This window comes from Microvirga flavescens, from assembly GCF_003290125.1.
Classification (GTDB): domain Bacteria; phylum Pseudomonadota; class Alphaproteobacteria; order Rhizobiales; family Beijerinckiaceae; genus Microvirga; species Microvirga flavescens.
This window is the reverse complement of record NZ_QMKH01000002.1, coordinates 434846-446589: the sequence shown is the minus strand read 5'-3', so window position 1 is coordinate 446589 and position 11744 is coordinate 434846. Positions and strand designations below refer to the sequence as shown.

7 protein-coding genes are annotated in these 11744 nt (G+C 62.7%); 4 read left to right on the top strand and 3 right to left on the bottom strand.

Translation table 11 applies throughout. From position 1 onward, the window contains the following. Nucleotides 1-56 precede the first annotated feature (56 nt). Entirely contained in the window at nt 57-464 is a 408-nt protein-coding gene (locus DQW91_RS06900; protein ID WP_157961364.1) for a hypothetical protein, read from the bottom strand. Between the two features lie 127 nt (nt 465-591). Between DQW91_RS06900 and DQW91_RS06895 the strand changes: the two genes are divergently transcribed. The 3 genes from DQW91_RS06895 (at nt 592) to DQW91_RS06885 (ending at nt 4379) form a co-directional block, all read left to right on the top strand. Beyond that, entirely contained in the window at nt 592-1488 is an 897-nt protein-coding gene (locus DQW91_RS06895; RefSeq protein ID WP_112662954.1) for a LysR substrate-binding domain-containing protein, read from the top strand. A 95-nt stretch (nt 1489-1583) separates the two neighbouring features. Continuing rightward, a complete protein-coding gene (gene gabT, locus DQW91_RS06890; RefSeq protein WP_112662835.1) occupies nt 1584-2861 on the top strand; it encodes a 4-aminobutyrate--2-oxoglutarate transaminase in 1278 nt (425 codons plus the stop codon). Nucleotides 2862-2930: 69 nt separating this feature from the next. Then, a complete protein-coding gene (locus DQW91_RS06885; protein ID WP_112662834.1) occupies nt 2931-4379 on the top strand; it encodes an NAD-dependent succinate-semialdehyde dehydrogenase in 1449 nt (482 codons plus the stop codon). Between the two features lie 71 nt (nt 4380-4450). Here DQW91_RS06885 and DQW91_RS06880 read toward each other — a convergent pair whose 3' ends face one another. Both DQW91_RS06880 and DQW91_RS06875 read right to left on the bottom strand, forming a co-directional pair. Further along, nucleotides 4451-8728 (bottom strand): translocation/assembly module TamB domain-containing protein, encoded by a 4278-nt coding sequence (locus tag DQW91_RS06880; RefSeq protein WP_112662833.1) that lies wholly within the window; start codon nt 8726-8728, stop codon nt 4451-4453. Next, complete coding sequence (locus DQW91_RS06875) at nt 8728-10713, bottom strand: autotransporter assembly complex protein TamA (protein WP_112662832.1); 1986 nt, start codon at nt 10711-10713, stop codon at nt 8728-8730. The genes DQW91_RS06880 and DQW91_RS06875 overlap by 1 nt, the downstream gene beginning before the upstream one ends. A gap of 228 nt (nt 10714-10941) precedes the next feature. Between DQW91_RS06875 and DQW91_RS06870 the strand changes: the two genes are divergently transcribed. Next, on the top strand, nt 10942-11727 hold the full coding sequence (locus tag DQW91_RS06870) for an ABC transporter permease (RefSeq protein ID WP_112662831.1): 786 nt from the start codon (nt 10942-10944) through the stop codon (nt 11725-11727). Nucleotides 11728-11744 lie beyond the last annotated feature (17 nt).

Sequence of the window (11744 nt, the reverse complement as noted above, 5' to 3'; positions counted from 1 at the left end):
GCTTGAAAAAGCCGCCCTTCTTCTTTTTGGGCTTTCGAAAAGATGCGAAAAGCGCCTCAGACTGCCGCCGGAGCTTTCGTGCTGGCCTCAGCCGGAGCCTTCTTGCTAGCGCGCTTCTTGGCGGCCTTGGGTGTAGCCGCCTTTTCGGCCTTCTTGGCTTTCTTGGTGCTCTTGGCCTTGGGGGCCTTCTTCTTGGGAAGAGCGTCTTCGATCAGGCCGGAGGCGACGACGATGACGTCCTTCACCGCGTCCTCGGCGGCCTGGGCGATCTTTTTCACCTTGGGACGCTGGCTGTTGAGCACGCCCGCCGCCGCGTTGGCAGCCGCCAGCAAGGCATCGGCGAGGACCTTGCGGCCGGTATCGGAATTCAGCAGCCCTTCCAACAAATCGCCCTGGCGAACGGTCTTGGGGATTTTCACGCCAGCTACGGTCTTGGGCAGCTTGGTCTTCGCTTTCTTGGTCATCGAGACACTCCGGTTGCGCTGAAAAGCGCTGTGAGGGGCGTCATGTTCCATGAACAGAAATTATGACAACCATATTGCAGTTTCTTGTATAAGCCTGCCAGTACCAGTCGAAATGGAACCGCTCGAAATGCCAGGCCGTCTGCCGCCCCTGATTGCGCTGCGCGCCTTCGATGCCGTCGGGCGGGCCGGGAGCCTGCGCGCGGCGAGCGAGGAATTGGCGGTCAGCCACACGGTTATCTCGCGCCATATTCATAACCTGGAGGCCCGGCTCGGCCTGACGCTCTTTCGCCCACAGGGGCGGGGGCTCGTTCTGACGGAGGAAGGCGCGCGCTACCATGCCCAGATCCGGCAGGCCTTTGACCAGATTGCCCGCGCCACCGCTGAACTGAAACGTGGGCAGAGGCGCAGCCTCGAAATCTGGTGTATTCCGGGCCTCGCGACCTTGCGCCTGATGCCGCGCCTCTCCGATCTCGAAACCGTTCTGCCCGAGTGCGAGATTATTCTTCGTCCGACGCTCACGCGCCCGCAATTGCTGCGGGGCGAGGCGGACGTCGAAATCGCTTATCTCGAAGACGATCACATCGCGGATGGGTTGCGGGCCGAAATTCTCGCAAGGCCTCGTGTCTTTCCCGTCGCGAGCCCCGCCTTTCTCGCGCGCCACCATATCGACAGCTCCAATGTCGAAGAGGCTTTGAGGCTGCCGCTGGTGCATGAGGAATCCACCTCGCAATGGCACGTGTGGCTGCGGCGAGCGGGCCTGCGTGACGTTCCCAACCTTCATGGGCCGCACCTCTGGCACGCGCATCTCACCATCGAGGCGGCGCGGCTTGGGCAGGGTGTTGCCATCGCCAACGAGGTGCTCGTTGCCGACGATCTCGCCGCCGGGCGGCTGGTGGAGATCGGCGCGACCGACATTGAGCTCGGCGCTTATTACGTCATCGCCTCAAAGGCACGCTGGGACGATCCGGATGTCGTGAAGCTGCGGGGCTGGTTCAAGGAGGTCATGAACCTGCCAGGCCAATAGGTGCATTTCATGCACCAGTCCCGCGCAAAATAGATCATTGTTGCGCGGGTCTGTCCCGGGGAAACTGGGCATAGATTTCCCCGAGGGTTTCATCCATGACCACCAATGCAGAGCTTCTTGCCCGCCGCCAGGCCGCCATTCCGCGCGGTGTCGGCCACTCCACCCCCATTTCCGCCGCCCGGGCCGAGAATGCCGAGGTTTGGGACGTGGAGGGCAAGCGCTATGTGGACTTTGCGGGCGGTATCGCGGTGTTGAACACCGGCCACCGCAACCCGGCTGTCATGGAGGCGGTGAAGGCTCAGATGGAGCTTTTCACTCACACCTGCTTCCAGGTGCTGATGTATGAATCCTACATCGCCCTCGCGGAGCGGCTGAACGCCATTGCGCCGATCTCCGAGCCTGCCAAGTCGGTCTTCTTCACGACTGGCGCGGAGGCCACGGAGAACGCGATCAAGATCGCCCGCGCGGCGACGGGCCGCTCAGGCGTCATCGCCTTCACCGGCGGTTTCCATGGACGCACGATCATGGCGATGAACATGACCGGCAAGGTGGTGCCCTACAAGAAGGGCTTCGGCCCCGCTCAGCCGGAGATCTGGCATGTGCCGTTCCCGGTGCCTCAGCTCGGCGTCGAGGTCGAGGATTCGCTGAAATATCTCAACTTCCTCTTCAAGGCCGATGTCGATCCTTCGCGCGTGGCGGCAATCATCGTCGAGCCCGTGCAGGGCGAGGGCGGCTTCCATCAGGCCCCGGCGGAACTGATGCGCGCGCTTCGCAAAATCTGCGACGAGCACGGCATCGTTCTCGTGGCCGATGAAGTGCAGACGGGCTTTGGCCGCACCGGCAAGATGTTCGCGATGGAGCATTACGATGTCGCGGCGGATCTGATTTGCGTGGCGAAGAGCTTGGCTGGCGGCTTCCCGCTCTCCGGCGTCGTCGGCCGCGCGGCGATCATGGACGCGGCGGAGCCGGGCGGACTTGGCGGAACCTATGCCGGCAATCCGCTCTCCTGCGCCGCCGCGCTTGCCGTGCTCGACGTGTTCGAGAAGGAAAAGCTCGTCGAGCGCTCCAACGTCATCGGCCAGCGCATCAAGGCGCGTCTTGAAGCAATCCAGCGCCGCAATGACGTGACGCCGATTGCCGCGATCCGTGGTCCGGGTGGCATGGTCGCCTTCGACATCGTCAAGGAGCCGGGCACCGACATTCCGGATGCGGAGGCGACGAAGCGTATTACCACGGCGGCTTATGAGAAGGGCCTGGTTCTGCTCTCATGTGGTGTCTATGCCAACACCATCCGCATTCTGGTGCCGCTGACCGCTGACGATAAGGTGATCGACGAGGGGCTCGACTTGCTCGAGGCGGCGCTCGCGGCATAAATTTGATCAATCCCGGCGGCCCGTGACGAAGCGGGCCGCTTCTCACTTTTCGAAACAGTGCGGTTTACAATGATCTTGCGCGATCCAACCCTTCTTCGCGAAGCCTGCCTTATCGATGGCGCCTGGACGGGCCAGCCGGTCGATCCGGTCGAGAACCCGGCGACGGGCGAACTTCTCGCGCGCGTGCCGCGCTTCGGCGCTGATGAGGCGACGCGCGCCATCGAGGCCGCTGCGGCGGCGTTCAAGCTCTGGTCGAAGAAAACCGCCAAGGAGCGCAGCAACATCCTGCGTCGCTGGTTCGACCTGATCATCGCCAACAAGGAAGACATCGCACTCATCATGACGAGCGAGCAGGGCAAACCCCTCGCCGAGGCGCGCGGCGAGGTCGATTATGCCGCGTCCTTCGTGGAGTTCTATGCGGAAGAAGCCAAGCGCATTTATGGCGAGACCATCCCGAGCCATCGCGGCGACGCGCGCATCGTCGTGGCGCGCCAGCCCATCGGCGTCATCGCCGCGATCACGCCGTGGAATTTCCCGGCGGCGATGATTACCCGTAAGGTTTCGCCCGCGCTTGCCGCAGGCTGCACCGCCGTCATCAAGCCCGCACCTGAGACGCCGCTGACGGCTTTGGCCCTCGCTGCTCTTGCCGAGCGCGCTGGCATTCCGGCAGGCGTTTTGAACGTGATTACGGGCGATGCTCCCGCTATCGGCAAGGTCATGACCGAGCATCCCATCGTGCGCTTCATCGGCTTTACTGGTTCGACCGCCGTCGGCAAGCTGCTCATGCAGCAGGCAGCGTCCACGGTGAAGAAAGTGGGCCTCGAGCTTGGCGGCAACGCACCCTTCATCGTCTTTGACGATGCGGATATCGATGCGGCGGTGGAAGGCGCCATCGTCTCCAAGTTCCGCAACATGGGCCAGACCTGTGTGTGTGCCAACCGCATTTATGCGCAGGAGGGCATTTACGATGCCTTCGTCGACAAGCTCGCCAAGCGCGTGTCGCAGATGAAGGTCGGCTCCGGTGTCGAGGAAGGTGTCGTGCAGGGCCCGCTCATCACCATGAAGGCGGTGGACAAGGTCGAGCAGCATATCGCCGATGCAGTGGGGCGTGGTGCGAAAGTGCTCACGGGCGGCAAGCGTCACGCGCTCGGCCGCAGCTTCTTCGAACCGACGGTGCTTGCCAATGTCGACACCTCCATGCGCATCACGCGGGAGGAAACGTTCGGCCCCGTGGCGCCGGTCTATCGCTTCAAGGACGAGGCCGATGTGATTGCGCAGGCCAACGCCACCGAGTTTGGCCTCGCGGCCTATTTCTATGCCCGCGATCTTGGCCGCGTGTTCCGTGTGGCGGAAGAGCTGGAATACGGCATGGTCGGCGTGAACACGGGTCTGATCGCAACTGAGGTCGCACCCTTCGGTGGCGTCAAGGAAAGCGGCATCGGGCGCGAAGGCTCACGCCACGGTGTCGAAGAATTCGTCGAGATGAAGTACATGCTTCTCGCGGGCCTTGATCGCTAACACATGATCGAAGCGCCGGGACAATCGGCGCTTCGTTTCTTTTGGGCGGGCGCGGGCGAATTGACGTCCGCCTAATATTCCCACTCTGCGCCGACGCCGATGGACGTGTCTCCCGTCGCGCCGACGCCGCCTTGCACGCGAATGCGGCGGGTCACGTCGATATCGACCGAAATGCCGCTATCCTCAGGCTTCGCTCCTGCCTTCACACCGATGCTCACGCGGTCACCGATGGCGCGTGAAAGGCCGACCGTCGGGCCGCCCTGTGCGCCAACCGAAATATCGAGGTTGTCCACCCCGAGCGAACGCCGCAATTGCTCGAACACATTGTTGCCGCCCGCGAGTTGCGCGGCGGCTTGTGCGAGCTGAAGCGCCTGACCGGCGGAGAGACTGCCGGACGGTTTCTCAAACAGAATCTGCGAGAGCACCTCATCCTGCGGCAGCGTGGGGTCGGACGTGAAGGTGAATTGCGGCGCATCAGCGGGGCCCGTGACAGCGACATAAGCCGTGATGCTGCTGGAGCGGCTTTCGGCCATGAAGTCCAGATCCGGAATGAGGTTCCCCGTCAACGACACACGCCCGCGCGTGAAATCGAGCCTGCGGCCAAGCACGGTCAAGCGCCCGCGCCTCAGATCGAACGCGCCGGTGGCGGTAGGGTTCGCGAGCGTTCCCGTCAGGCGCAAGTCGCCGCCGAGTTCCGCGTCGATGCCGCGTCCGCGCACGAAGATCCGGCTTGGCGCAGCGATCGTGAGATCGAGGGCGGCATCGAAAGCCCGAGCGCGGCGTTCGTTGCGCTTTGCGCGTGCGGCCAGCGCCAGGCGCGCCTTCGCCTCCGGTGTCGGATGAAGATGCTTCGTTCCGGGGAGCGGACGCGTCGTCGCGGGCAGGTTCTCAGGCACGGTAATGTCGGTTGAGATCACATCGACCTTTCCGCTGATCCGTGGGCGTTGCGCGAGCGGTCCCGAGATGTCGAGGGCGAGATTGGCGGTGCCGGTGACGAGATTGCTCGATACCAGCTGCGCCCGTTGCCCTGAAATTCTGATCTCACCCGGAAAGCCTGCCTGCGGGTCGACCCGTATGCGGCCACTGGCATTCAGGCTGCCACCGTTTGGGGTTCTGGCGGAAAGGTTCTCGATGGTCACATCGCTGCCGTGCGCAATCATACGGCCTTGAATGTTTTGAATCCGGATACCCTGCTCCGCATCCGTAAAACCGCCACCCGATACGGTGATCGTTCCATCCATTTGCGGCGATGAGACGGTGCCCGATAGGCGCATGTCCAGCACGACGCTTCCGGACATGCGCTGTCCCGAGGCTGAGAGGAAGGTGTTTGCTACGCCGAGATCGAGACGTCCCTGCGTCGTGAGATCGAGTGCCCCGGATTGAGAGAGAGGCGCGCTCCCGGAGATGCGCAAAGTTCCGGAGCGTCCCGCATCGAGCGTGCCGTTGAGGGTCGTTCGCCCGTTCGCAAGCCGCCCCTCCGCCGCCATATCGACGGGTGGCAATCCCGCTTCGCGGGTGAGGCGTGAGACACGAATGCGCCAATCGCCTGCAGGAGCTTGCGCCGTTCCCGTCACCCGCGCGTTCCCGTTGACGGTTCCGGTCACCCCGAGGCCCGGCATGAAAATATCCGCTGCGCTCAAAGGAACGGCTTCGGCATCGATCCTCAAATCGAGCGCGGAGCCGATAACTCCGTCGAGCGAGAGCTGGCCGGCATCGATTGCGAGGATGAAGCCGCGCATTTCCAAGCCGCTCTCGATCAACGTGATCGTCGCCGGTTGTGAAAGGGCGATCCGGCGTCCATCGCGGCGAGCGGTGAAGCTTGCGATCTCGAAGCGGATGCGATCTGCCGGAACGAGTCGCCCACGTGCATCGAGAGAGAAGCCCCGTGCTTGCGCTGTTACAGTGATGTCACTCGCGCTTGCCGCACCTTTCGCGTCGATTCTCACTTGCGAGAAGGTTTCGCCAGAGACGGACGCCTGATCGATGGAGATGACGCCATCGACAATGGGCTTTGCGTAAATGGCGCTGAGCATCGCCTTCGCGACGAATTGCCCGATCTTGATGTTGGCGATGCTGACGCCTTTCCCTTGCGCGTCGATGCCGACATTTTGCCGACCGTTTGCAGCATCGAGCCGAATGTCGGCATTGATGGATCCGGAAAGGGGGGACAGCACAAGCGGCGAAAGATCGTCGAGATCCTTGGCATCAAGGGCAATGTGTCCGTTGACGAGCCTGTTCGTATCGCGTGTCAGGTTCCCTCGCGCATGAACGGAGCCGATAGTGATGTCGAGGCTGTCGAGAAGCCAACCGCCATCGACCTTCTTTGCGACATGCAATCGGCCATTCGCGGGCTTCCGGTCGATTTCGCCGCGCAGCGTCATTCTGGCATCGAAGTTGCCGAAAATGTCATTGATCGTTGTCTCAAGTTCAAGGCGGGGGATTGCTCGCCCGAGTGCCTTCGCATCGGAGAGAACGGCGCGAGCGCTGACATCAGGGCGGTTGAGCGTGCCGGTGGCGTGAGCAAGGACCTGTCCTTTGCCTGCCAATCGCTTGTCTGCATATTGCAATGCCGGAAGATCGATGGTCGCGTTGACATCCACCTTGCTCGGGCGCACGTCGCCGTCAAACGTTGCGCTCGCATGTGCGCCGGCGAGAACGAACTGGCGGAAGCCGAATCCGCCGCCGCGCAAAAGGCTCACACCACCGGAAACGGAGACCTGGCCGCCCATGAGGCCATCGACAGGCTGGAGACCCGTGCCAACACCAGTCGCCTTGCCGCTCAGCGTTGCGACGACGGGACCTTTCGACATTAGCCCGCGCACATCGGCGCGAAGGTCAAGCGCCCCTTTCAACGCGAGAGAAGAGACATCGCCGAAGCGCGAGAGATCGGGCACTTTCACCTGCAGGGTGCCGGTTGCATCCTCCGAGCCGACGCGCCCCGTAAAACGCGCTTCCATTGTCGGTGTCGCGATCTGCGCCGTCTCGACATCCGCCGTTCGCTCGGGCGAGACGCTTGCGCGCACCGAGAGTTTCAACGTGTCGCCCACCGCCTTGGCGAGCGCGGCGTCCGCAAGATTGAGGCCACTGGCGTTCAGGTCCGCAACAAGGGCGATGCGCGTTGCGGGATCGGAAATGTCTCCGTTCGGTATCGCGGAGAAGTTCGCATCGAGCTTGGCAAAACGGCCTGAAGGCAAACTCGCGTTTTGTGCGCTCAACGTGCCGGAGACATGCGGGGCCGACAATGTGCCCGTGACGGTTCCGTCAAAGGTGAAGGAGCCGATCTCGGCGCCGCCGGCAATAGTCTTTCCTTGTGTGCCCGGGATCGCGCGGGCGTTGACCTTGAAATCGAGGGTCCTGTCCGCGCCGAGGTGGCCCGTGGCGTCGAGCCTCGCGGTTTGGGAGACGAGCGACAATTCAGGAATGGTGAAGCCGCCATCGCCTGCAAACAGCGTCTGCGCGCGCAGACGCGTAGTGCCTGCAAAGACTGGTCCGACAGGTTGCGGCAGGAGGCCTTCGACCTGTGCGCTCATGTCGAGATCGAGCTGTCGCTCCGCACCGTCGCGCCGCAAATGCGCGGTTCCCGTCGCGCCGATGGTGTCGCCAGCGGTGAAGGCGAGTTGCGCGTCGAACATATCGAGCGTGCCCTTGCCGTCGAGGGTTAGCCTGACAGGCGGAAGGCCGGGAATGTTGAGGGCGCGAGCGAGGATGCCGCCTGCGGGCTCGTCATGTGTCAGGGAGATTTCGAGAGCCTGCTGCGCGTAAGTCAGCCGGGCGTTCACCTGCCCCGGCGCGTCGAGACGGTGCGCTTCGAAGTTCAGGCGAAGGCCCTCGGATGGATCGCCGAGAGACGCATCGCCCGATGCGGCAAGGCGCGCGGCGATGCCAAGGATCGGCTCGCCAAGCGCAAGTTCCTGCAGCAAGAAAGCCCTGACTTCGACCTTCACCGGTAGCTCGGGCAGAAGGGGTTGGTCCGCGCCGGGAACAGGCTCCTCCGAGGGGAGTGGCTTGCGGAGAATTTCGAGCTTGCCGATCTCCAGCCGCTCGATCTCGAGACGTCGAAAGAGAAGCGCCGTGCGCCGCCAGACGAAGCGTGCCTGGTCGAGTCGCAGCCAGACACCGTCCCTGTCGGCGATGGTGATGTTGCGGATCGTGGAATCGGACGAGAGCACGCCGTCGACCGCGCCGATGGAAACGCGCGAGGTCGGCGTCGAAAGCGCGCGGGAAATGAAATCGGCGAGATAGCCTTTGTCCGTCTCGTCGCTTCGCGGCGTCTCCGCAAAGATCGTCAGCGCGCCGACGATCAGAACGAGGATTGCAAGCGATGCGAGAATGCGGCGCAGGGTGCCCATCAGAATGACTGCCCTATGCTGACATAGATCGCGACAGGCTTGTCTCCCTCGCGCCTGTTGAGAGGTGTTGCGACGTCCAGGCGGATCGGGCCGATGGGTGTGTAATAGCGCAAGCCAAGACCCGCCGAGACGAAGAGCTTGTCGTTGAATGACGGCGCGACGGCATCGAAGGCATTGCCCGCATCGATGAAGGGAACGATGCCGATGGTGTCGGTGATCTTGATGCGTGCTTCGAGCGAGGCTTCGAACAGGCTGCGCCCGCCGACTACAAAACCGAAAGGCCCCATCGGGCCGAGGCTCTGGTAGCGATAGCCGCGCACCGATCCGCCGCCGCCCGCAAAGAAGCGCCAGTTGGCGGGAATCTCGTCGAGGGATGGGCCGGCAATCGAGCCAAGGCCGATGCGGCCCGCGAGAATGTAGCGCGCCTCGTCGTCGAGCGCATAATAGGTTGAGGCCGTTCCCTTCGCGACGAACATGTTGACGGTCGAACCGAGAAAGGCGGGGTAGGGCGCGAGCGATGCGGTGATGCGCCAGCCGCGTGTCGGATCGAGGGGCCGATCCGTCGAATCGTAGGTCAGGGATGCGGGCGTTCCGACAAGAAAGTAATCGACCTCGCCAAGCACGTCGCTCGTCTGCCCCTTCTGCAGTTGCAGGCCCGCCTGAACCGAGAACGCCTCGCTGAAGCGATGACGGATCACGGCGGTGCCATCGGCAAGGCGGCTCGTGTAACCGCCGAACCTGTCACCGCCGGTTCTCGTACGCTCGATCAGGCCATCGATGAGAAGGTCATTTCGCGAGCCGTAAAGCGCGGGCTTGAGGAAGCTGGCGCGAAAGCGCCCGCCGAGGTCGGACCAATCGAGATCCTCGATGCGCTTGATGCGTGTGCCGTCGTTGCGCGGTAGAAGGAGGAGATCGGATTCAAGACGCAGCCGCTCCGCGCCGCCGAAGAGGTTGCGATGTTCCCAATAAGCGCGCAGGGCCGGGCCATCGATGGTGGAATAGTTGGCCGACAATCCGACGAGCCGGGGCTTTCGCTCTGTCGTCTCGACGAAGATCGGCAGTCGGCCCTGGCTGTCGAGCCGATCCGCCTCCCGGATGCGCACGGAGCCCAGGGCCGGGATGGTGGCGACGGATTTTCGGGTATCGGCGATGGCCTTCGGCGAATAGGGATCGCCGGGCTCCACGTAAACGAATGAGCGGACGACGGAGGCAGGAACGTTCTGCGTTCCTGAAACGCCGATCTCGCCGAAGGGGGCGATGGGGCCGGGCGCTATGACGTAAGTCACGTCCATCGTCTGCGTGGCGTGGTTCACCACGGGTTGCAACGCCACCGTCTTCACCAGAGGGTGGGACGTTGTCCGGAAATGATCGAGGATGCTGGCTTCGGCCGCCTTGAGATCGGCGGACCGCGCCGGATCTCTCGGCTTGATCCCGATAGCTTGCGGTGGAAGCTCCTCCGGGGAGAAAAGCCGCATCGTGCCGGCGTCGATCACCTCGATCCGCCTGAGACTGAAAAGCGGACCGGGAACGGCCCGGACCTTGACCGGCACCACTGAGGCTCCGCGATATCGCTCGGCGGCGCTTGCCGCGGCGGCGGGGCTGCCGTTGAAAGCCAGCCGTGCGCCTGCGACATCGATTTCCACGGTGGCGTTGTAAAAGCCCGCGCCCCAAAGGGCATCGAGCAGGGGAGCGAGGTCCGCCTGCCCCCTGCGGGCGAGGGAATCCCCATCCACGGGGGCGTCGTCTCGCAGGCGATAGAGGCTCGAGGCTTCCTGCAGAAGGCTGGTGAGGGCCCGCCCGCCCCCTTCGATCTCGAAGATCAGGCTATAGGGCAGGGCAGTCTGGGAGGGCGCTGGAGATTGTTCTTTCGTGCCAAAAAGGCCGAAAAAGTCAAAAGCCTTGGCCTCGCTCCCGGCAAAAAGAAGCAGGCAGGCGAGAATGCGTGCCGACAAGGAAACCGGATCTCGTCGGGGCAAAAGCCGCATTCCATACTCCTGACGCCCCAAACCCGCCGCAAGAATAGGGAGATTTTATGATCGCTCCCGGGGGAAGGGAATGCCTTGATTGTTGGCATCATGAACGGCTGGAAAATGGTGCTTCCCCGTCGTTCATCCAGTGTCCATGACGCGATCCCCTTGTATTGGCTGTTGGCCAATCGCTCCGTCATGCGGTCCTTGGAAAAACGATATTACATTAAGGCATTGTTTTGAAAGATGTTTAAGGCTGAGATCGTCGATCTCTTTGAGAGTCTGAAGCGGGCAGATCTCTGGCTGTTTCTCGGCTGGCACGATGTGCGTCAGCGCTATCGTCGGTCGTTTCTCGGGCCCTTCTGGATCACGCTGGCGAGCGCCTTCATCATCGGCTTCATGTCCATCGTTTATTCGGGCCTGTTCCGTCAGGACATTGCGACCTTCATGCCGCTTGCCGCGACCGGCCTTATTATATGGGGCTTCATCTCGAGCTGCCTCGTGGATGGCTCCAGCGTGTTCATCGCGTCGAGCGCGACGATCAAGCAGATCCCCGCGCCGCTGCCGCTGCACGTTTTTCGGCTCATCTGGCAGCAGGCGATCTATCTTCTGCACAATGCGACGGTGATCGTGCTCGTCATGATCTTCGCCCAGGTCCATCTGGCATGGGCGACGCTCCTCGTGTTTCCGGCGCTTGTGCTTGTTGTCGCGAACCTCGTCTGGATGGTCATTCTCCTCGGCTCCCTTGGTGCGCGATACCGCGACATTCCCGTTATTATTCAAACCTTTATTTCGGCGCTTTTCCTCGGGACCCCCGTTTTCTGGCAAATCAGTTTCCTGCCCGAAGATCGGCGGTGGGTCGCTTATATCAACCCGTTCACCTATCTCCTCGAAGTCGTTCGTATTCCTATTTTGGGCACGTCGCCGTCCATCGGGATCTGGGGAGCCTGCATCGGCATGGCGGTTGTGGGTTGGGCCGTGGCTTTGACGGTCTACGCCCGGTCCCGCAGCAAACTCGCCTATTGGATCTAGACGGCCCCAGCAGGCCC